The 21,123-nt window shown below is 40.8% G+C and carries 19 protein-coding genes; 8 read left to right on the top strand and 11 right to left on the bottom strand.

The window, feature by feature from the left end; all coding sequences use genetic code 11:
• Positions 1 to 107 precede the first annotated feature (107 nt).
• Complete coding sequence (locus H9L23_RS00530) at positions 108 to 1,811, top strand: hypothetical protein (protein ID WP_187593146.1); 1,704 nt, start codon at positions 108 to 110, stop codon at positions 1,809 to 1,811.
• Positions 1,812 to 1,919: 108 nt separating this feature from the next.
• Here H9L23_RS00530 and H9L23_RS00525 read toward each other — a convergent pair whose 3' ends face one another.
• From H9L23_RS00525 to H9L23_RS00490, 8 genes are all read right to left on the bottom strand, one after another.
• Positions 1,920 to 3,857, bottom strand: coding sequence for a DUF262 domain-containing protein (locus tag H9L23_RS00525; protein ID WP_187593145.1), 1,938 nt, complete (start codon positions 3,855 to 3,857; stop codon positions 1,920 to 1,922).
• A 740-nt stretch (positions 3,858 to 4,597) separates the two neighbouring features.
• A complete protein-coding gene (locus H9L23_RS00520; RefSeq protein WP_187593144.1) occupies positions 4,598 to 5,302 on the bottom strand; it encodes a hypothetical protein in 705 nt (234 codons plus the stop codon).
• A 92-nt stretch (positions 5,303 to 5,394) separates the two neighbouring features.
• Positions 5,395 to 6,870, bottom strand: a complete 1,476-nt coding sequence (locus H9L23_RS00515) for an RES domain-containing protein (protein WP_187593143.1) — start codon at positions 6,868 to 6,870, stop codon at positions 5,395 to 5,397.
• 59 nt (positions 6,871 to 6,929) lie between these two features.
• Positions 6,930 to 8,453 carry a reverse transcriptase domain-containing protein gene (locus tag H9L23_RS00510; RefSeq protein ID WP_187593142.1) on the bottom strand — a complete coding sequence of 508 codons (1,524 nt, stop codon included), beginning with the start codon at positions 8,451 to 8,453 and terminating at the stop codon, positions 6,930 to 6,932.
• Between the two features lie 334 nt (positions 8,454 to 8,787).
• Complete coding sequence (locus H9L23_RS00505) at positions 8,788 to 9,459, bottom strand: BT4734/BF3469 family protein (RefSeq protein ID WP_187593141.1); 672 nt, start codon at positions 9,457 to 9,459, stop codon at positions 8,788 to 8,790.
• The gene (locus H9L23_RS26990) at positions 9,390 to 9,788 is read right to left on the bottom strand and encodes a BT4734/BF3469 family protein (protein WP_394355249.1); all 399 of its coding nucleotides are present in this window, start codon (positions 9,786 to 9,788) and stop codon (positions 9,390 to 9,392) included. Before H9L23_RS26990 ends, H9L23_RS00505 begins: the two co-directional genes overlap by 70 nt.
• Positions 9,789 to 9,877: 89 nt before the next feature.
• Positions 9,878 to 10,657, bottom strand: a complete 780-nt coding sequence (locus tag H9L23_RS00495) for a nucleotidyl transferase AbiEii/AbiGii toxin family protein (protein ID WP_187593139.1) — start codon at positions 10,655 to 10,657, stop codon at positions 9,878 to 9,880.
• On the bottom strand, positions 10,647 to 11,663 hold the full coding sequence (locus H9L23_RS00490) for a type IV toxin-antitoxin system AbiEi family antitoxin (RefSeq protein WP_187593138.1): 1,017 nt from the start codon (positions 11,661 to 11,663) through the stop codon (positions 10,647 to 10,649). Before H9L23_RS00490 ends, H9L23_RS00495 begins: the two co-directional genes overlap by 11 nt.
• A gap of 310 nt (positions 11,664 to 11,973) precedes the next feature.
• Between H9L23_RS00490 and H9L23_RS00485 the strand changes: the two genes are divergently transcribed.
• Together H9L23_RS00485 and H9L23_RS00480 are read left to right on the top strand one after the other, a co-directional pair.
• Complete coding sequence (locus H9L23_RS00485; RefSeq protein WP_187593137.1) at positions 11,974 to 12,795, top strand: hypothetical protein; 822 nt, start codon at positions 11,974 to 11,976, stop codon at positions 12,793 to 12,795.
• A gap of 4 nt (positions 12,796 to 12,799) precedes the next feature.
• Entirely contained in the window at positions 12,800 to 14,194 is a 1,395-nt protein-coding gene (locus H9L23_RS00480) for a hypothetical protein (RefSeq protein WP_187593136.1), read from the top strand.
• Between the two features lie 509 nt (positions 14,195 to 14,703).
• Here the strand turns inward: H9L23_RS00480 and H9L23_RS00475 are convergent.
• A complete protein-coding gene (locus tag H9L23_RS00475) occupies positions 14,704 to 14,925 on the bottom strand; it encodes a PTS sugar transporter subunit IIBC (protein WP_187593135.1) in 222 nt (73 codons plus the stop codon).
• A gap of 210 nt (positions 14,926 to 15,135) precedes the next feature.
• On the opposite strand from H9L23_RS00475, the gene H9L23_RS00470 reads away from it, so the two are divergent.
• The 3 genes from H9L23_RS00470 (at position 15,136) to H9L23_RS00460 (ending at position 17,496) form a co-directional block, all read left to right on the top strand.
• Positions 15,136 to 16,035: an endonuclease domain-containing protein gene (locus H9L23_RS00470; RefSeq protein WP_187593134.1), complete on the top strand. Its 900-nt coding sequence runs from the start codon at positions 15,136 to 15,138 to the stop codon at positions 16,033 to 16,035.
• 154 nt (positions 16,036 to 16,189) lie between these two features.
• Entirely contained in the window at positions 16,190 to 16,636 is a 447-nt protein-coding gene (locus tag H9L23_RS00465) for a hypothetical protein (RefSeq protein ID WP_187593133.1), read from the top strand.
• Between the two features lie 5 nt (positions 16,637 to 16,641).
• Complete coding sequence (locus H9L23_RS00460) at positions 16,642 to 17,496, top strand: hypothetical protein (RefSeq protein WP_187593132.1); 855 nt, start codon at positions 16,642 to 16,644, stop codon at positions 17,494 to 17,496.
• A 114-nt stretch (positions 17,497 to 17,610) separates the two neighbouring features.
• Here the strand turns inward: H9L23_RS00460 and H9L23_RS00455 are convergent, their stop codons facing one another.
• Together H9L23_RS00455 and H9L23_RS00450 are read right to left on the bottom strand one after the other, a co-directional pair.
• The gene (locus H9L23_RS00455) at positions 17,611 to 19,332 is read right to left on the bottom strand and encodes an NERD domain-containing protein (RefSeq protein WP_187593131.1); all 1,722 of its coding nucleotides are present in this window, start codon (positions 19,330 to 19,332) and stop codon (positions 17,611 to 17,613) included.
• Between the two features lie 34 nt (positions 19,333 to 19,366).
• Complete coding sequence (locus H9L23_RS00450; RefSeq protein ID WP_187593130.1) at positions 19,367 to 19,606, bottom strand: hypothetical protein; 240 nt, start codon at positions 19,604 to 19,606, stop codon at positions 19,367 to 19,369.
• 312 nt (positions 19,607 to 19,918) lie between these two features.
• On the opposite strand from H9L23_RS00450, the gene H9L23_RS00445 reads away from it, so the two are divergent.
• Together H9L23_RS00445 and H9L23_RS00440 are read left to right on the top strand one after the other, a co-directional pair.
• Entirely contained in the window at positions 19,919 to 20,437 is a 519-nt protein-coding gene (locus tag H9L23_RS00445; RefSeq protein ID WP_187593129.1) for a hypothetical protein, read from the top strand.
• A 64-nt stretch (positions 20,438 to 20,501) separates the two neighbouring features.
• Positions 20,502 to 20,816 (top strand): hypothetical protein, encoded by a 315-nt coding sequence (locus H9L23_RS00440; RefSeq protein WP_187593128.1) that lies wholly within the window; start codon positions 20,502 to 20,504, stop codon positions 20,814 to 20,816.
• Positions 20,817 to 21,123: the final 307 nt, after the last annotated feature.

Below are 21,123 nucleotides of genomic sequence, written 5' to 3'. Positions count from 1 at the left end.
GGAATTTACAAGGTTCGTTACGTGCTCTTAGCAATATCGAATTTCGGGAATTTGGAATGTTCACATCTAAAAAGGAAATTTGGGAAACCAGCAAAAAACCGAACTTTATGCAATTTCTACATGTAACTGGTTATGCCGAGGCCTATCGAGAGCCTATCCCCAAAGACACCCTTTCTTTTGTATCGGGCTATTCAACGGATACATTACTGATGAGGCTCTCCAAGATCAATGCTATACTCTTCCAGCAAATGGATAACCGGATGATCGATCCAAAGATACTCAGGGAAGCAGTTTTTTGCGACGTCCCAGGTTTCGAGCAGGTCACGGAATTTCACCCGCTATTTACGGATGAGAGACGATGGTTTGCCGAAGGTCCTATTGGCTTGCTGATTATGAATCTGCTCAAGAACTTTAATATAATCGAAACACCGGCTCCGATCGAGCCTTTAGAGTTTGCCCGTAACCTGTTCAAGACCATTTTGGTCTATAACGATCTTTATTACGGAAGGCCAAGGGGAATCGTACTAGAATCACTGGAAGGCATATTCATGATGGAAACGATGCAACAGGGATATCTGAGGGCAAAGGGGGTAATGAAAGTTGATACATTTGGAAGGTTCCTCTTCCTGAGCAAATTTCTTGATAGTGACGAACTGCTACGGGAAGAAGCGGATATGTACTGTGAGAAGATGAAGATTGAAAACCCCTGGACATTTGCCAAGTTCTTCCTCGCTGTACTGGCCTCGGCCATACATCCCCAAAACTGGGGCAACCATATGTTGGATCTTGCACATCATTGGCCAGAAAAGCTGATAAGGGAATTTGGGGCAGACCCTATGGAATTGGCTGGTAAGGAAAAGGTTTCGCTCAATATGGATGTGGTCACCAAGCCTTTTCTGTTCCTGACACCCGAAAAGATCCTCGTCTTGGACTACAACTATTTCCAGTATGCACTTGAAAACGGCTTCCTGTATTCTTTCTATCGCCACAGCTCTGTAAAATTGCGGTCCAAGTTTAAAACCTACGAAAATTTTAAGGCCTACGTCGCACTGGAATTCTTTGAAAAATATCTTACCGGAAGCCTTCTCCGTGAAATCTTCCATAAAAAGAACCAACAGCTCATCTCCACGGAAAAGTATCAAGATTTTATTGTCAGAGCCTCGAGCTGTGATGTTTTCGTTTTTGAGGTGAAGATGAACGATCTGCATCCCAATACCTTCGAAAATTTGGACTACAAAGCATTTACCAGAGATTTTTTGGACAAGCGGTTCCTTTCGGATAAGGGAAATGGGACAAAGGACAAAGGGGCAGGTCAGATCATCAGACAGCTCGGCCATCTTTCAGAACCCGATAGTGAACTTAGGGACAAGCTCGGCATCAAACGCTCTGCAAAAATGAACATCTATCCCGTTATCATCTGCTCGGAGCACCATATGAATATCGCGGGGGTGAACCACTATTTAAATGAAGGGTTTCAACAAAGGTGCCAGCACCTGAAAGGCAGCTTCCAAACCATCAAACCGCTCACGGTAGTCCACGTAGATTTTCTGATCAAGTATTTTGGCCCCCTCAGGCGTAATCCTACACTTTTTGCAGAATGGCTCAGCGGTTATCATCGCAGTAAAAAGGGGCTTGAAAAGCTTTATGATGAGAACGGAGGGCCGATAACCTACCTTCTCTCCAAAAGGTCACTTTTTGGCTATATGGAAATGAAAAAGGATTTCACGAGCCCATACAAAGCGACAGTAGACGAGATAGAAAAGTGCTTTGATTTGGAGACAAAGGGCGTATGGAGAGCATTTGGAATTTGAAATTGAGTCATGTAAACACGTAAGCTGCCATCGTTTATACTTAATTCGAATACTTTCCAAATAACATTTATAGTCGCCATTAACTTAATGAAGCGGTTTGGCATAGGTTTAATCTTGGATGATGGCATTTTCTCTTCTATCTGGCGGCTCATACTTTTTGCCATCCCTGATTGCGCTGCAGATTGAAGGGTTCGAGAATAGGATGTTTTCGATATCGGAGCTTTGAAGGATAAGGCCCTTGATCTTTGTGGTCATAAATGTTAACATATCCTTTCCCCTTTTACTAATGGTTTCCCTATCCCAGCCTTCATTTATGGCTACATCAATTTCATTATAGGATCCGGTTTGGAAACGTTCCCTTTTATCTGACCAACTCCTGTTACCAAGAGATGAGTTTTTCCCGTTTTTAAGGATAGTAAGATTACCTAGGGTATGCAACAATACCTTTGTTCCATGATAGGCATGCTCTTCGGTCAGGTTTTCAAAAACAGAGCTTACCTGCTGTTGCCAGTTGGCTTCATATTCCTGGGGAATAATATGTTCAATGGTCGTAGAATCAAAATCCGAAAGATTTACCTTATCATTAGTTTCTTTATAATGATATTTAAGGTGTTCCTCATATTCGAACAAAAAATATTTTAGTGCACCCCAGCGGTGGAAACCCTTTGGTCCGCGCTCGTAGCCATATAACCCATTAAAGTAGTTCACCATATTTGCCGTCAAAACTGGAATGTCCAAGTGCTCGTTCAAACGGGCCATGACAAGCTCTGCTGATAGGTTGTCATTATAGATATCCCTTGCCCAGGTAGCGAAGGAACGCTCATCAATTACCCCAAGCCCCTGAATCCGATTACGGAAAATGATGCGCTCGAGCCTGTCCAATGCCAGATCCAGATTTCCCGGTTCCCATTCAAATGATTTTAGTTGAGTGAGGAAAATCTTCATTTCCTTTCCACCATTTAAAAGTAGGACCTTATTTATCATCGGATGCCTAGAGTTATGTATTTCGTACCATTTTGGAGCAAATGCAGAAAGCTTCAAAATATAATCTTGAATTTTTTCATAACTGACCGGGCTTTCCTTGGTATTTTCCTCTCCCGAGTCATATTGTTCGGCACGGTTGGAGAATATTTCAAAGACCTTTTCCTCGGCAAGTTTTTCAGAAAAAACAGCATCTTTAGGTGTCCGGATCAATGATAGGTGAGCAGATAGAAAGATGTCCTCATCTAGGATCTGTTCTGGATTTTTGGCCAGCCAGTTGTATATGATGCCCCAGGATCTGTTCACGTCATTCCTTAGCGACTTGCGGTCTTCATCCACCAATCCCAGTTTTTCGGTCAGGTGCATTAGGCGGTTCTTTAACTTTTCGAGCGTGGATAGAGGTTTTCCTCTGTTGTTCATCGTTTCGAAAACGGCCTGAACGTCAAGATCCTGCTCAATTTCACGGAAATCAAATTTTAAGGCTGTAGTTACCTTCAAAAAGATAATTTCCCGATCTTGATTGCTAAGTGGCTTTATTCGCTGCTCAAAAAAATCCTTGGCCTGGGATAGATTTTTGCTGTATAGGTTAAATTGGCTCTCATCAAACACAGTACCTGAATGCTCAAATATTTTATTTAGAAGATAGGCATAGTTCTTATCTGACTGGAAATAACAGAAACGGTAAATCCTACTGGCACCACTTCGGTTGGATCTGAATATGTATGCTTTCTCCAGGTCCTCCCTTGTCTCATTACAATATCCTTCCCCCGCATATTTTAACAGTACCTGAAGCAAAATGCTGATGGTGGTCAACCGTTGCTGTCCATCTACCACGTTATAGAAAGTGAAGCCCGTAAGCCATCGCTCGGTTTCCTCTGGTTGAGCAGCCTCTACATAAATGGTCCCGGTATAATGCGGTCGCAAGCCTCCATTAATTTCAGGAATCTCCAGTATATCCTCCCAAAGCTCCCGAAGCTGTTTATGTTCCCAGGCGTAGCCGCGCTGGTAGTCTGGAATCCTGTAAATTTTTTGACCGAATAGATCTGAGAGGCTAATGGCTTTCATCGTGCTTTTAAATTGAAATTCAGAGGCCACAAGGTAATCTTTTCAAGCTTTGCAGTCAATGGCAAACAATCGTTTTTTGCGCAAAAAGATAGACTGATAGCCATTGAATATTTTAGTTTCCATGCCCGTAAACCATTTGGTGCTTTTTTTTCTGACGGCTCTTTTAAAGGATGTGAAACGGCTATACTCCGGCTAAAGAACAGATGATATCGAATGTATTTTTGCACAGAGCAAGAGCCGAAAACCACTTGTCGTTTATCGATTGGAATGGGTGTTTTACCTTTAACAATTGGCCCTGCAGTAGTTGCCGGCCCAATTTGTCTTTTATGAATATCAAATGGAAATATTAAATAGAAAAGGGATGATGTACAAAGATTGCGAGGCAGAAACCCAACCGCTGCACAAGTCCGGTATATGCAGATATGGCCATTGCAAAGGCCAGATTTGCCTGTCCTTTGCAATATCAAAGATTATTTGTATAATAGGGCGGTCCAACGCCCATAAAAGGGAGCGCAATAAAAAATTGCGATAGCTATGGACTATGACCAAATCATCAAAATAGTTGCCATCATCGGCGGATCTGTCAATGTCGGTATTGCGCTTACACTTATCTATAAGTTTATATTAAGGAAGAGGCCTTTGGAGGAAACTGAGGAATTTGACAGCAAGGGAAGGGTATTGAAACGCCATAAAAAATTCAGGTAGCAGGATGCAATCGAATGGACGATAATTTACTCGTGTCACCTTGCTATGCTGGATTTGGCTTTAGGGGTATTGCTTACCTTCCAGAGCTTGTAATTTATGTTGTACATTATCTTGAAGGCCGCGCTTGCCTTTTCTATCAATTCCTCCCAGTCTATGCGCTGGGCATCCCACTTCAGGCAGAACTGTCCGAGATCCAAAGATGGAGGCTGCTGATAATTGCTCCCGTTCATCTTTTCGGTCTGATAGAGCATAAAGTTTCTGATCAGCTGAAACACAGTACTTGTCTTGTTTTCATAATAAGGCCGTTCATCTTTAGTTATGCGCCCCACCTCAAAAAACTCAAAATCCCCAAGAGCCTTAAGCGCTAATATAAGCTCATAAAATTCATCATTCATATAGCGCAGGTTCTCCGCATAAATGATGTGGCACTCCAGATAAAAATAATGCTCATCCAGTCCCCAGTGGAAAATGGTATCCAGCTTTTCCGACTTCAATAGAAGGTTTTGCCCATAGACATTTATGTAGCATTTTGAGTTATCCCAGCTATCCTTGAATTTGCCAAGGCTGAAAAAATGCTCGGCAATCGACATCAGAAGTTCATTGCTCTGAAAGAAAACCCTTTCACGTTCCTTTTCATCCCAGTCAAGCCCGTTGTACTGGCAGTCGAAATGCTCATCTAACATCACATCCCACCTTGGGAAATGTTTGGCAGCCGAGGAGTTTAATTTAGTTGCGGACATTTAGCGTTAGTTTATTTTAGTGATTTGCCCAATATACGGCAAAAAGGCACTCTAGTGCAAGCTAGGTTTATACAAATTGCCGCCACAATAAATCAAAAATCCAAAATTTCAGGCTTTTTTATCTTACACTCCTCCTTTACGGTAGCTCGCTGGTAAGGTATTTCCTTCGTTATAACCTCCAGAGAGCTGATTTCAAATATCTGCAGATCATTTTCCCTGATCTTCAGCGTAATTTCCCTGGTATCCTCCACAATTGGCCATCGAGGAGAGGGAAGAAATCCTATTCTTGGATGATAGACGTGATCTTTAATCGGCTCCTTTTTTTTCAGCTTCCCGGGCTGCTGAACAACGACATTATAGCTTTCATATTCTCCCTCTGCAGGTTCATATACGCTTGAATGTGCTGTGATCGTTGCGCCCTCCACTAGGTCTATCTGCTGAACCCTTGCGGCGCGGTGGAATAGCACAACATTGGCGCCTTCCTTTTTTGACTGCGTGGAAGAAAAGATAATCCCATCATAAGGAGGGTCATTGGCCTCGGCTAAAAAGTCGGCAATGATCTGGGTGGAAAGGTAATCCTTTGATTCCTGCGAAGGCATTACGGGGAGAGCTATGCGGTCTACCAGGCGACTGAGGAACAATGCCTTTTCACGAAGTGGTGCATATTGGGGATCGAAGATGCTTCCCTCAGCCCGTGCATTGCGAAGAGCGGTAAGATCAAGAAGTCTTAGTGGCCTTAATATTTCAAAATATCCGATAACTACTTTACTGCCCACCGGTGGCCTTACTTCTGCAAGCGCAAGTTCGTGGCTAGTCGCACCATAAAAGACGGCAACCCCTTGTGCGTTCATCCTTCCGCCCCTTGCAAATTTCGAAGATGGGGTTCCAATCTGCTGGTCGGGGCTCTTGATCACTGACAATATCTCATCCCGGTCCTGAAAAACCCTCGCCCTGTAGAGCCCCTTTATGCCCTTTGATGCGCCTGCCTTGCGGATAAGTGGAGCAGCCTTGTAAGAGGTAAATTTCTCAAGCCCAGTGAAGACCCTGGTTAGGTAATCATATACCTTTCTGCTAAAAAAGCGGGATTCCGATTGCACGACACGTTCGAACTCATCCCAATCCTGCTGCCATAAGTGGTCAGAGACACCTCTCATTTCATATAGGGCTTCGCTGCTGAAGCGCTGTTCCTCGAAATCGTTATCATGGTTGTCATACCTGGATTGAAGTATTGCCTGGATGTCTTCTGCCGCCTGCTCTGGAATGCCGCCCATATCTTCCAATAGGAATGGCAGGCTTTCCCCCTCGCGGTACCACCAGTATGAGGATTCCGGATCCGAGTGCTGCCTGTAATACTCTTCCTCTGTGGGCTGGTCATTGGTGGGCTCAAAATGCTGTTCAAAAGCTTCCTCAACGCGATCTGCCATTTTAGAGAGGGTGTAAGATCGCCTCTTCTTCTTACAATATGAGCAGATGCAGCTTATGCCACCTATCCTTATTTCCTCGCTTAGATATTCGTCAGTTACACACTTATAACATAACTTTTCCTCGTCATTGTCTTCCATATTCATGTCATTAAATTTTAAACACTAGGCTTTTTGGTAAATACAAACGGTCAGATATCCTGATCCTATTTATCTTTTAGTGCTTGATAGTAATAACTAAAAGGAAAGCCGTGATATATAGGTTCGGATATCCTTGATCGCTCTTCTGAGTCTGTATCATCCTTGTCATCAGCGCCCATTTTTCCTACCATCAATCTTAATTTGAGCAGTAGCCGGTTGCGGCTGGAGTCTAAGCGCTTAAGCTGTATGCGAGAGTATTTATTGTCGGTCAAAAGTTTGTAGCCGCTTACCCAGCACATTTCATTTGGAATCTGCTTATAGTTCCAAAGAGATACCCTTCCCACGGACATGCCTATTAATCGGCTGGCAACGGATTCGTAGATGGAGCCCTTGCCACTGCGGCATTGAGGATCCTTTAAGATCTGCTTCAGGTCGCCCACCACGCGGAACTGCTTTTTCATCTCTTTTAATAGTGAGCTTTTTCTTACCCTAATATGCCCCTGGTAATGCATTTCATACCCCACGAAGCCAATCCAGGGTGAGCCCATTCCGCTTTCATTTCCCCAGCTATAGCAACTTTTTGATTTTTCCGACCAGAATTTCTTGGCAGTGGCATAAGGGGTTTCCACCGGATCATGCACCACCAGCTTTTTGGATTTTAGCCCCAAGAGATATCGTTGGAAGGCCTGCTCGCACTTGTTCCGCTCAGGGTGGATGATAAGCATGTCATCGCAAAACCTTAGGTAGAGAAGCTTCCCATCCTGCAGGGCATTTACCTTCTTGTCTATGCCGTGCAGTACGGCATTCGCTATCAAGCCCGATAGTGCACCGCCCTGCGGAATACCAATTTTCGCGCTCGATAGGCGCTTGTAGTAATCCTTGGCAATCAGTTCCTTCCCAACCCATCCATATTCACCTTTGGGAATCTGGAACCTGTCGAAGTGCGCTTGTTTTTGGTTCAGTGGCAGAACAGTTTTATTGAAGGTGTAAGAATCCAGATAGTCGTAAAGGATACGTTTTGCATCGGCCAGGTCTTGGGCCTGGTAATCTTCCATTCCCTTTCGATTAAAAAACTGCGCAAAAATCTTCTTGATCAATGTATGGCTAACGGTATCAAAGAATTTCTTCATGTCACATTCGGCCACATGCAGGCTGCCTTCTTCAAATCTTTTCCTGTAATCCAGGATTTCCTGTACGGGTTCATGGTGCGTTGGGCACATCAGTTTTCCGTTTATCAAGCGTTTAGCCCTAAAGGCAAAGGAATGTTCGATAAAGAAGGGGTCAAAAACGCCCGTTAGATACCTGTTGGTGATACTTAGTATTAATTTGTCCTTCAGTCCAAATGAGGCTATCGGCCTGCATATATTTATTTTTGTATCACTGGCCTTGTCCTCTTTTAATTTTGGGATGATCTTTGGAGCGCCAATCTTATAGTTGCCTCCATGAATGCCATCCTGAACTTCCCTTATAAAGGCATCCAGCCTGCCCAGAAATGGAGCATCGGGCTGGGTATCTCTAAAGAACCTTAGAGTCGCCTGCAAGGAGAGCATTGTTTTTTCCGTTGAGCTGCGCGGGATGCCGTTTTTCATCCTTTTGCGCTGGAGTACCGATTTCCATTGTTTTCTTGGAGGAAATAAGCTTGTCAGCAGCTCGGTACTGTTGGTGCTGGAAGTCCTATGGTAATTGTGTTTTTTAGAGCTTGTGTGCAGATGAATAAGGTGGTCCTTGTTCCTGCGGTGAGCTAGTTTTACCCTCAGGCGGCAGAGCATATCAAGTATGCTTTTTTCAGATGAATAATCGCTGAGATTTAGCATAAAGAAAAAGAAAGTGGTCCCTGACTAGAAAATACTGAACTATTAGAGCTCCTCCCAACTTTGTCGTGCACAGAATGGCTGTTAATACTTGCGGGGTACTTTGCTATTTTCATAACATTTCCTCCACCTTAGGTACCTCTTTCTCTTTCTTATAGCCATTTTGCTTAGCAAAAAAGACTACGGTTGCAAAAGTAAACTTTCCCATCGAATTTGCATAGCAGTAATCGATCATATTTCGGCTGCCCCGTTCGTTATAGTCCCTGCCATCAAGTTTTGATAGTGAGAGAAAATATTTCATCCCCAGTTCGTAGGTGAATGTGTTGGCTATGGCATAAGATACCTGGTACCAGTTGTGAAAACTATAGGTTATCGAAAGTCCCCTTCTTGAGAGATACCTAATGATCGCCTGCACCTCAGTCCTATTTAGCTGGCTGTTCTTGCCCAATGGATTGAATTTCTGGTTGGCTGTTGGCTCGGCTGCATAAGAGTAGACCGCCGTCCTTAGTGTCTGCCTGGCCAACGCCGCTTCGCCATCGGTATAAGAAACGGAAAAAGGTGTTGTTTCTTCCCGGATAAATAGGTCGGGATCGAAGGAGAAAAAACATAGACGGGTGACGTCACTACCGCTTTTATCCAATTCAACATCGTATTTTTCCTTAAAATAGGTATGGACTTTCCTAAAGGCGTAAGTGTGCCTGAAGTTTGCATCCTCTAGGGGAAGTCTTCTGAAAAATCTAGAAACATTAGCCCCTTCAATCCAGATCCGGATGGTGATTCCCAAAAGGATAGAATATGAGGGTCGGCTTGAAGTCTGGATTTCAGGCCAATCATCCCATCAGCCGTTAATTTATCAAAATCTAGTACAAGTAACCGGTTATACTCAGATATGGAAGCGCGGTTCCTTTGCTTTTCGAAACTTGCAGAAAAGGTAACCGCAGGAAGCCTTTTTTTCTCTCTATCATAGTAATCGGTATTTCCCTCACTGAGATGTCTTCTGAGATTCTCAACCTCCGACTTGTAAGTTCCTATTTTTATAAGTTCAAGGCATTCTCCTACCTTAAGTTGTCCCGAAAGTGGGCTCCAGGAATTTTCCTGAAGGGAGACGGTCATGGATAATAACGGTTGAGAGGTCATTTTTTCTATATTTGGATATTTCGGAAAATAGGCAAAATTTGAGGGCTTTAAAAATCTTTCTGATCTTAGAGCCAGTTGTCATTCATTCCGTCTAGAATGGCCTGCCATCTTGCCGTTTCACGCTTTGATAATATTGCCTTAACCCTGTTGGCAAGCGTAACTGAGTTTGCCAGTAAGGTATTTATTTTTCTTCCTATCAACCGTGAGCATACCAGCTGGATATAGTCATTGTTGGTGGTATCATATAATTCCATCAGCTCAAAATGGGACATATAGATATCATCATTGTTCAGTTCGAAATAACTCTGGATTAGATGTTCGATATCGGCAATGTCCTTTGTCCGCTCCGGACGGTCGTCGTTAGCAATCAGCTTTAGCAGGATGATACCTTCTATGGTACAGACCTTTACCATCTGGCCGTTTCCGACATCATAATCCTCAACAAAGGGATAAATTTCTGCAAAGCCCGGCATATTCAATACAAAGGTTGGGTCGGTCAATTTTACATTTCTGTTTGCTTCCTCAATTTCTCCAAATGGCAGAAGATCGAGTTCCACGCCCTTTTTATAAATCAGCTTTATGGCCTCTGTTTCATGCCCTTCAAATAGCCCGGTTCCTATCAGCGCTTTTTTTATCTGGTTGTACTGCCCCTCATCGCTAATGGTGATGGCAAGGTCAACATCCTTGGTACCTCTTTTTGAAAGAAGTTCTTCGTTGGCAGATAAATGGATATCTCTTGCAATTGCACCCACGAGATAAAAATCGATATCAAATTTTGCGCATACGGTGCTCATCTCACTTAGCATTTCTGATACCAGTGGCAAAAGTATAGGGTTATCCGACATATTTTTCCTTTATTCTTAATGCGATTTCCCTGTTTCTGCTGTCCAGGCTGCTGATCAGTTCGGCATAGGCCAGCATCGGCGGAACCGTACCATCACCAGGCTCTGCGGTATCCTCATTCCAAAAAGGCCTCAGGATTTCTACATCACCAGTTGCAGATGGAACCAGTCTTAGCCTTCTCATTAGTTCAAATCGGTCACTGTTAGAGTATATGGTATAAACTTCTGGCACCAAGTGTCCAGTTAGGATAGCCCCTGCAGTTTCGCCTCCCCAGCGGATGTCGCCGCTTTGAGCTGTATATTCGTGCCAATTTGCCCTATCTTCCTTTTTAGCGAAGCGAAATTTCCCGACCAGCTGCTTTGGCCTTAGGACTGTTCTATACATGTCGGCCCATTTATCTATTAGGGCAGTCTTGTTGTCAAGTAATAAAATTGGCTGTTCCAGACGTGTCCCCATGATGATGTAACCGTCGCGCTTCATCTCTGAGATAAAGTTGCCTACATTACCCAGGGCTACGCTAGATGCGTATGCCATGTTACGGTAAGAAGTATTAAGTATGTCCGGCTCCTGAAGAACTGCAAATAGAAACTTTAGCCCTGCTGGTGCCCATAATTTGGTATCTTCATTATGTTTTGGCTGTGTGCTTTTTTGGTCGCTTATTAGAACGAACATGCTGCGGGTTTCGATATAGCAGTTCCCTGATGTTTCAATATAACAGATATTTTGCTTGCGCAGTTCCCCTTTCATGGGCGAGGGAATATATTTTGTAATAAGGATTCTCTTGCCGTCGGTCTGCTGCTGCCTTGAGATAATGTTGTCCAGCGTTGCAGTCCTGACCTCGGTCTTGACATCTGCTTCCAGAATGGATGTCTGTTGCCCTTTGGTAAGTTCTATTATGGCATCAGAATTTCTTCCGCGACCTGATGGATAGCTCAAGATTTTTGCTGTAACTCCGGCAATTTCTGTTAGTCTTTCCAAGGCGGGCAAAAGTATATCTTGCTCTTTCATGTTCAAAATTTTAATCTGTTCAAGATACATGAACAATCAAATATAATGAACAATAACTGATAATTCCTAAATAAGCTTATATTATGTTCAATAAAATTCAATGTTCAGGTTACATGAACGCTTAAATTTACTGAACAAGCATAAAGAATAGACGGAGAAAATCAGTGGCTTGGTGGGCCAGATATAATAGAAATTGGTTACTTTAGGATATAATTACGCTCCGAATGATAACAATAAATACAAAACTAGCTTTCGAGTTAGGAGGCCACTTGGCGTTTATCCCTGTTTCAAATAATCTAAGGCTATAGGGATGATTACGCTAAAGAAGTTTCGTAAAATAGACCAAGAGGTCAAGGATGCAATCGAAGAGGCATTCGACTATATCTCGGCAAGATCATTGGAGCATAACTATCTATTGTTCCTTGCTGAAGGGGAGTTCCATGCAAGGCCAATAAATTCCTCGCTGAACCTTAATCCATATACGATTGACAATAGAGGAGATAGATATAAGGATGAGTCAAGGCTGAGGTTTTTTATCGAGTTCATGAAGAATCAATATGGCTTTCCCTCTGGGCAGACATCTATTCCGGATGATGAGTATCGGATAACAATTGAGATGATGGTCTATACCCATATCTGGGAGGCTAAGGCATTCTTGCGCCAATTATACCGGCTGGCGACATTGGTTAGCGGCGCAAGTTACCCCTGGAAGGTCGAGGTTCCTGAGATGAGCAGGCATACTTATATCAGGATGGATATCAGGGATGTATTGGCTGGAAAGAAACTAAAACTGGCAAATGTGATTAGCAACGGCTTTCTTACTTCGCTAAGAAATGCATTCGCACATTCAGAATACCAGATTGATATGCACAATAAGCAAATCCATCTTGATACCTATAAAGGAGCGAGGTGGGATATCCCTTTGATAAGTTTTGATGATTGGAGCCTGCGGTTTGCCTATTCGGCATTGCTGTCCTATCATTTCCTTAATATCAAGGCAAGAAAAAGAAAAGAATATGGAACGGCAAAGCCCAAGACCCTGATCATGCATCCCATAACCTCAGAAAGGCATTTCCGTGCCCGCTATATTTATTATGACCAAAGAAGGAACTCATTCGGATTCCACCCTTAAGCAAATGGAAAGCACAACAGAAAAAGAACTGGCCGATATACTAAATAGCATCGGGCCAAATTATTTGGGAAAGTATTTAATGAATAAATTCTTTATAATGATTAAAACCGAGCTTAGGAAAAAAGACATTCCCAGCTACGATTACATAAGGCATGATTTTTCAGTTGAAGACCAATTGGCTATCCAGAGAAAGTATCAGGAGGTGATCCATCATGAAATCATACATTACGTGCATGAGGTGAGTACGATGGTGGGCATAACTACCTTCTATTTTCAGGTGATCAATAGAGCAATATTCACCGAGTTCGTGAATATTCCAGAAAGTAGTTCAGTAGAAAAGATTTCTGGAGAAAAACTTACGATGTGGAGAGGCATAAATGGTACGATTTTTACAATCATGGGTGGAGCAGCCTCTAATTTTGAGGATAGGATCGTATATAATATTGACAAAATTGAGAATGTAGACATAGAGGCCTACGCGCCATATGCTGACGATAAAATGGAGATGTCAATTCCAATGGTCCATTACGAATACCTGGATAAGGTAACAGGTGAAAGGCTAATAGACCAGGTTTACTTCGGTCATTTTTACATATATGAAGGATTGGCTTCTAACCTCGAGCGCGAATGTGCCAGGCTTCTAAACAAAGAAGTACCTCGGAAGTCTAAATTAGGATTTGAATATCTTTTGATGGAGAAAGTGGCTAAGCATATTTATCCAAGGATAAAAGAAAGGGATATGCTTGAGCTTACATCGCTTTCCTTGAGCTACCTGAATGCGGCACAGATGTTTGTTCAGTTTGTAACGGAGTTAAAAACTGCCAAGCACAAAAGGAAATTCATAGAAAAGAAGAAAGATACAGTTTCATATATCCTTAGTAAAAAATTAGAATACCTAAAAGAGACACTAGAAGAAATCGCAGGCATATTCAAGCATCGTTCCTCATTCAAAAAAGCAGTAGACCATCTAACCTCGGTAATGCTGGAAGGCTATAAAAGGAGGATAGAAAATCCTGTTTTCGAAGTGGATCTCACATTTGCCGGAGAACATCATAGAATGGGAGAATATGTACCGCTGTGCGATATGGCCTATGAACTCGTTGATGATGATGATTATATGAAGGACTATTCAGGGACCTATCTCGGGCAGGATTCCTTGAGCAATGCATTAAGGGTCTTGCTGTGCCATGTAGACTATTATCAATCTTTTATCAAGGGTGATGATGAACATCGCTGTCCGCAATATACATTCTGTCCTCATGAGCGAAGACAGCAGAAACCAGAGCAATGCAGAATAAACCCGCGACTGGCATTCGAGGATATGGATGAGCTGGGAGCATGCCATTATTCTCTTGGCGTAGCTTATTGTAAGGCCACGGACATACCTCAGGAGATGTAGAATATTCCGTGATATCACAAGTATAAAGGGAACAACCGAACTAACATGTTATTACAAGAGGCATCAAACTTCAAAGTATGCTAGTTGAAAAAAATAGTGAAATATTTCCATACCCTATAGGGATTCCTAGGTGGAAAATTACAAAGGTTAGGCATAAATGTGTAGTCACGAATTTGAATGACCATATGAAAACACAACTATTTGAAGGTCTAATTTCTAACAGTGAAAAGCTTGTAATAAATTAATATCATTGAAAAACGTGCTCTAAGATTTCTTCTTTCTGTATTGTCCTTCTACCTTATTATTCAACACTTTCTCAAAATTTACCACTGCTTCACAATCATCATAAAAGTTAGACCTATTGAAGCTTAACTCTACTTAAGGAAACACCATATTATGGTTGTTTCCTTTTTTTTGACAATAAAAATCTACTAGTCAAAACTTTACGCTTAAACTAATATCAGTTCGAAAATTACTTTTTAAGTCCTTAGACTTAAAACAAGAATAGTCTAAAAAACATCATTGGAAGATTTTGATGCAGATTTTGACTTGTTCGAAGTCTCTTTCGGGATATTATAGGTTCTTCCATCTTGATTTCCTGAATAATTCTTAGAAATTAGATATAAGAAATCCAAAATAATACCAGCTTCACTATCATCCACATAGATGCCATTCTTGGCTAAAACAACAATAGCCCGTTTAACAGAGATCTTACGCTCGGTGAAATTCATTTGTATCAGCTTTTGAGTTCAGAAATTAATATTTTTGATAATGCACTGTCCAGTTTAAGAGAAATATCCCCAGTTTGAAAGTTAACGGTATTTAATGGCAGAAAATTTAGCAAGTGTCTCCTATCAGCTATATCAAAAGTGTCATACTTTCTAAAAACCCTTACAATTTCTCCGTGATCCAACTTCCTCTGGAAGTCAATATTATTCAGTTTGTCAATATTATCCCCTAATTCTTTTTTAAGGCAATCAAAAAAAGAAATTGAATATTACAAGGCAAGAAATACTCAATTCCAGCTTATTCATGTTGTAGCCAATGTTCATACATTTCGACAACAAGAAGATAACTCATTGATCGCGTATCCATACGCAATATCTCTTGTCCTTGGACAAAAACGTGGATTGCCAGAGGTTACCAATATCAAATTCGTAGAGAAAATAAATCTAGAGAAACTTAACCAAAATAGCTACGTTTACACCGACTTGTCCCCTTTTAAGGCAGTATATGAAGGGTTTTATGCTCATATTAGTTTCATTTTCGGAATTGAAGCAGAAATGTATACAGACACGGTTGGCTTTATACTTGAAACCTACTTACTTCCATTAGATATAAAAGATGAGGATATTCCAATGATGGGGCCGCAAGATATTGATCCTGAGGCAGCTAGAAAATATGATAAATATAGGATCAAAAGATTTTTCAAGCCATTTAAAGACGTCACCCCTAGAAGAATCTGGGGGTGCGACTCTCCTATTGAATTATTTCTAATCCAAGGCCTCGCATCAAAGAACATCTTTCCAGTAATCCAGACCCTTATATTTAAGAACGGCGAAATATTTGACAACTACCATATGATAGAGGAAAAAGTCTTTATCAAAGGCGATGAGCTCATCACTGAAGTGGATTTATATTTTCCAGAAAAAAAACTGGCAATTTTTTGCGATTCAACCTCTTTCCACAGAGGCAAAAAAAACAAAGATAAAGACCGCTTGATTGATGAAGAACTTGCCAAACATGGAATAAATGTATTCCGGGTGATGGGAAAGGAAATAGTAGACAATCTAGATGGAGTTTTAGAGGATATACTTAAGACATTGGCACAATTGAAATAATCGGTTCCAGAAGAGCATTAAAATCTTTCAGGAAAAAATTTTTCTTAGGTCATATCAAAAGTACCTATTGTTCTTAACAGGCTTGTGAAACGAATCATATTATTGCTAGCTTTATATTTATTAAACTTTTACTATCAAAATTTCGACCTCAACAATGAAAAAATATCAGATTGGGACACTATTCCCCAATATCAATACCACTATAGCGCATTACTCACCGACGGCATTTTGTATTACATTAAATACCATAACCCAGCACCAGTTAAGCCAGATAAACCCATCGAAGGAAGACAATGCCGATAATCGAAGTATTTTGTACCATGAAATGCGCCATAATATTGATCATTTAAGCACATTATGGGGCCAGAGCAAAATCCTCCAGCTTTCAGAGGCGGTGAATGCCAAACTTGGCAGGGATGAAAAACAGTTCCATAAAATGATCACCTATAAAATCGGAGAGAACCAGCTTCATTTCGATAAATACTTTACAGAAACCTATAATGCAGTCACGCACACCCCGGCCAGGACACCTGGGGATTTGATATCTCAGCAGGCATTCGTTTTGATAGTCAGGGAAAGATATTGGAAAATAGGCCAATAGTGTTTATGAAATTTAGCACTAGGAATCATCTTCCCATAAATCGAGTACCTCTGTCAATAGCCTCTATCCTTGAAGTAAATGCAGTTTGGGAGGAATTCGAGGTTTACAATCAATACCTGGAGACTTTAAATGGAGATAACAAGAAAAAAGAAATATTCAAGCGGGAACTGTATGTTGAAAGAGACTTGCTTTATAATGTGGATTTGTCGCTTTATAATAGCGTCATACACCTGATAGCAAGCCACCTAAAAATAACATCTGCCTACGAAGCATTTAAAATTGCCACCAGCATGTGTACTATCGTACTTAACCTTCCCAGCAAGCTTTTAAAACAGATCCCCATACAAAACAAAAATTTTGCTACCTGGGGCGATAGGGTAAATGCAATGATCGATAACGGGGAACTTGGTTTTATGCTCTTTAACATGTTATATAATTACAGCAGAGAACGAACAGATGGTGAAGAATACAGTGCAGAGCTGTTTTTACAAAGAAATAACCTCCCTGCTAAAGCCGATGTGGAAGCGATAGTGCTGGAAGAATTTGACGGAATTTATCAAAAGGCAGCTAAGGAAGTCCATCTAAATGAATTCTTTAGCCAGCAGCTTGAAATAGGCAAAGAGCTTTTCCTAAAAAGAGGCTTGGATGGAACTGGGAAACCGATCAAAGAGCTGATAAAAGCACTTGAATATGTTCCTTTCATCATTACCAAAGACGCGGCAATTCCTTGCAAAACAAATTTAGTGGAAGTACTTAATAGCGATACACCGTTAAAAAACATAGACATCGATCAGTGGTACCATTTATCAAATGAGCTAAGTATAAACATGGAGGAATTCTATCAGATACGTGGCTTATAGCAGGCAATCAGATTCCACCAAAAATTACCAAGTAAAATCTAAAAAATTAGAAGGCCCGCCAAATAAAGTGGGCTTTCTGGTTTAATTGGATAAACAATACCAATAAGACAACAGTTACATCAGATGGATATAACCAGGATTGGTCTTAAACTCTACGTTCCGCTCATCTTTAAATCCTAATACTTTTTTATAAAGATTATCATAAATAAGATCATCGTCCAGGACCGGGTTATATTTGCCATGCGTTTTTCTCATCTTTAAAAAATTCTTGTGCGATAAAAAATATCCGGTTACCCTTCCTTCATCATTTGCCTGTAAATTGGCATGCAGGTTTTGCCGAAGGTTCAAAAACAGATGAAAATCGGCAATGGTCATATTTTTGTTCTTCATCGCCAATAAAAATATTTCCATGTCATCCAAACATACCGACCAGGGGTAGCGATCATCCTCAAATAAGGAAAGCATCTTGGAGAGATCATTCTGAATATGTCCGAACTTTTCTAACGTCACCACAACAGAAAACACCTGCTTAAATGGCCTAGTATCAATTGTTTCTAAAAACACATTTTCATCATCAGTTATATCAAAATTGGCTCTGTCCAGGAAAAACTCCTTTATCTTGAAGGTTTGCTCATACCCATACCCTATGGTGTTATTAAAATCCTTTTTGATCTTATCGTAAGCCCTTCCAGGATCAAAGGTAGGTTCGCGGATATTACCTGCTTTAACCTCAACAATGATTGCAGTTTTACCTGAGAGAATAAGCAGGTCATGTTCCGAGCCATCGACATGAAAGTTCTCATAAAACCTTGCCCCTTTATCCCTGGAATAAAAGTCCTTAAAAAGTTCAGTAACTTTCAATTCCAAATATTTGTCCCTCACCCTAGTAATCCGGTTGCTATCCTTTAAAATAGACTTGGCAGTAACAGTTAAAAATTCATAAATAGCATCCAATAGTACTTTATAATCAATAACCAGATACTGTCCATCCCCCATCCGGTAAATTGGCTTTTTAAGCAACTGGTTTGCTCCACTAAAATAAAGGAATCGCTCATTATGCTCCCTTCGAAGTGAAAAGTAAGAAAGGAACTTAGCAAGCTTTTCGGTGCCGCATTTCCCTTCCAGATCAGCTAAAGAAAAATAATGACTCGCGGCTGGATTAGTCAAGGCCTGCATAAGTTCCATATCTTTTTCTCCCACCGTAGCCATACCTTCCCTGAAAGAGTATTTTCCCAATTTAATACCTGACTGGATACTATCCAGATATTCGTTTTCTTCTTTATTTTCCCTATCCCACGCGCGGTTAAGCTTGCGGTGACAGAGTTTATCCAATTCATCATAAATAGCGATAAAGTCTGCCGGATTCAATCCCAGCTCTGCCTCCAGTTCCTGATGGATATTCTTAAAAACCCTTAAAATTTTCTCTATCACCTGCTCCTCAAACTTAAGTGGCCCCTGGTGAAAAAAAGCGGTATAAGTTGATAGCGAAACAGCATTTCGAACAAACTGTTCCTCATCCAAATGCTGAGATAAAACCTTCTGCTCACCGTAGGTCTGGTCATAAATGGTATTAATAGAACGCAGGTATGCCTTTATTCCGTCCCAATCCCGCTGAGGAAAATCCAAATCCTTAACTTCTTCAATAGGCGAGGTTAGATTCAGATTCATCAGGTATATCAACTGGCGAAACGGTGAGATAAGACCTGCATAAATATGCTTTTGACTGGGCATAGTAATGGTCTTGATCAGCGTAGTGATTCTTCCAACAAATACATCGGGATCATACTTCCCAACCAATTGCTTTAATTTCTTCGATTGTGCTTCTAACTCGTCCAAACTATTACTATTAACATAAAATTCAGCTATACTACTAAAACAACTCCTTAAAATTGATTTTGATCGCCCGACCCAAAAGCTCAATATGATTAGCCAACATTACTTCTCCGGAGGTTTGTTTCCAGTCATCGTAATCTGTCAGTTCTATTATTCTACTGGGATGATTATCAAAAAGATCAATTTCAAACTTTTGATTTTCGTTTTCCTTTTTCGGTAATTCGGTAACACCAAAATACATTCCACCGGGTATAACTAGCTTTTTTTGCTCCATCATTTTTTCAAACAATATAGCTATATTTTATTGGTTTCCAGATACCGTTATCCCATTATAACTCAAACAAATTAATGAAATCAGAACCCCGCAATCATATGACATTTTGTTTAGCCTCACGATATTTTTATATTGCTTCAATTACCGCTCAAGGCGAAGGACATGATCAAAATTAAATCTCCAAAAAAACAGTTAAGTAATTTAAGCCACCAACGCGCGATTGTCGTCGAATGTTCGGTAGCTATCGAACAGATGATATCCAACCAAGTCTGTTATCTAATGGATATAGAGCGGCCAAGTTCCAAACTCTTCGGAATGGGAAGTAGCTCATTATCTTTTAATCAAAAGGTAGAATTGCTTACTGAGGTAAAATACTACTCAAAGGAACAAAAAGAAAAACTGAACAGGTTTGCAGAAATCAGGAACAAATTTGCCCATCTGGCAGAAATAAAAAACTTTGAAGATTGCTTCAACTCCATTCAAGGACTCGAAAGCAAGCTCCTTAAATGGTTTCCCGAAATCATGCAAAACAAAACGGATTCAAAAGAAGATACCTTTTCCAAGTGTTTTTCAGCCTTATTTGAAACCATTGCCGCAGATATCGAACGCTTCGTGGAACACTACAACAATAGGTTATTTGAAAGGGTCACCCTCGAGGTCAAAGCAATTAACTATGACGCGATGCTTATCGCAATGAGCGAGGTTGAAAAAGAATTTGACCCCGAGATAATGGAAAAATTTGCAAAAAGATTTATTGAAAGAACAGATGAAATCTTTCGTGAATTAGACCAGAAAAAGGAAAATGAGAAAGCTCCAAAGAAAACTGCGCCATAAAATACAAGCCGGGTAAAACCTCGCTCAAATAAATACTTATATTATTGCATTCAAAAATCTAATCATGACCTTCGATCTCCAGCAAGCCAAAGAGCTTATTGCCCACTATCAATTCATCATAGGCCAACCACTTGATAAAAAAAATAATGCCTTCCATATTACAACACTCGCAATTGTTCCTGACGATGGCCAAAAGATTGCAAACATATTAAGCAGCCTAAATGAGAACAATAATATGATCCTTTTAGCCCAGCAAGGATACGACGTAAGTTCGGTAAAAGTGGTAGCAGCCCACATCGACAAATGGAATGGCAATACATTTTATAATGATCTTGATAGCTTTCTTGAAAGAAATAACCTAAAAAAAATTTACGAATAATCAAACTCAATATAGGTTAGTTAAAAACCTTCAGAAAAAACCCTTCTAAAGCTATATCAAAAGCGGCAATAATTTTCAATAGACTAGTTAAGCGAAGGTCGCTCCCATTCTCATAACGGCCCCATTGGGTTCTAGCAATATCATGGTCATAAGCAAAATAATCATAATTAGAATAACCCTTGGCGATACGAAGGTTCCTGATCCGCTTGCCCAACTTTTCCAAATATTCATCTGGTGAAAATCTGCTAGCCTTTTTTGTACTGATTTCTTCTCGTGCATAGTGTAAAGTAAAGAAATATCTGTTTTT

Origin of the sequence: Pedobacter roseus (assembly GCF_014395225.1) — a bacterium.
Taxonomy (GTDB): domain Bacteria; phylum Bacteroidota; class Bacteroidia; order Sphingobacteriales; family Sphingobacteriaceae; genus Pedobacter; species Pedobacter roseus.
Note: the sequence above shows the minus strand (reverse complement) of the source record. Positions and strands in the feature narration are given on the sequence as shown.

What these genes read in the sequence shown, in the direction of transcription:
- H9L23_RS00530 (WP_187593146.1), top strand. Translation starts at nt 108, where the DNA reads ATGCAATTTCTACATGTAACTGGTTATGCCGAGGCCTATCGAGAGCCT.
- H9L23_RS00525 (WP_187593145.1), bottom strand. Translation starts at nt 3,857, where the DNA reads ATGAAAGCCATTAGCCTCTCAGATCTATTCGGTCAAAAAATTTACAGG.
- H9L23_RS00520 (WP_187593144.1), bottom strand. Translation starts at nt 5,302, where the DNA reads ATGTCCGCAACTAAATTAAACTCCTCGGCTGCCAAACATTTCCCAAGG.
- H9L23_RS00515 (WP_187593143.1), bottom strand. Translation starts at nt 6,870, where the DNA reads ATGAATATGGAAGACAATGACGAGGAAAAGTTATGTTATAAGTGTGTA.
- H9L23_RS00510 (WP_187593142.1), bottom strand. Translation starts at nt 8,453, where the DNA reads ATGAAAAACGGCATCCCGCGCAGCTCAACGGAAAAAACAATGCTCTCC.
- H9L23_RS26990 (WP_394355249.1), bottom strand. Translation starts at nt 9,788, where the DNA reads ATGACCGTCTCCCTTCAGGAAAATTCCTGGAGCCCACTTTCGGGACAA.
- H9L23_RS00495 (WP_187593139.1), bottom strand. Translation starts at nt 10,657, where the DNA reads ATGTCGGATAACCCTATACTTTTGCCACTGGTATCAGAAATGCTAAGT.
- H9L23_RS00490 (WP_187593138.1), bottom strand. Translation starts at nt 11,663, where the DNA reads ATGAAAGAGCAAGATATACTTTTGCCCGCCTTGGAAAGACTAACAGAA.
- H9L23_RS00485 (WP_187593137.1), top strand. Translation starts at nt 11,974, where the DNA reads ATGATTACGCTAAAGAAGTTTCGTAAAATAGACCAAGAGGTCAAGGAT.
- H9L23_RS00480 (WP_187593136.1), top strand. Translation starts at nt 12,800, where the DNA reads ATGGAAAGCACAACAGAAAAAGAACTGGCCGATATACTAAATAGCATC.
- H9L23_RS00475 (WP_187593135.1), bottom strand. Translation starts at nt 14,925, where the DNA reads ATGAATTTCACCGAGCGTAAGATCTCTGTTAAACGGGCTATTGTTGTT.
- H9L23_RS00465 (WP_187593133.1), top strand. Translation starts at nt 16,190, where the DNA reads ATGAAAAAATATCAGATTGGGACACTATTCCCCAATATCAATACCACT.
- H9L23_RS00460 (WP_187593132.1), top strand. Translation starts at nt 16,642, where the DNA reads ATGAAATTTAGCACTAGGAATCATCTTCCCATAAATCGAGTACCTCTG.
- H9L23_RS00450 (WP_187593130.1), bottom strand. Translation starts at nt 19,606, where the DNA reads ATGATGGAGCAAAAAAAGCTAGTTATACCCGGTGGAATGTATTTTGGT.
- H9L23_RS00445 (WP_187593129.1), top strand. Translation starts at nt 19,919, where the DNA reads ATGGGAAGTAGCTCATTATCTTTTAATCAAAAGGTAGAATTGCTTACT.
- H9L23_RS00440 (WP_187593128.1), top strand. Translation starts at nt 20,502, where the DNA reads ATGACCTTCGATCTCCAGCAAGCCAAAGAGCTTATTGCCCACTATCAA.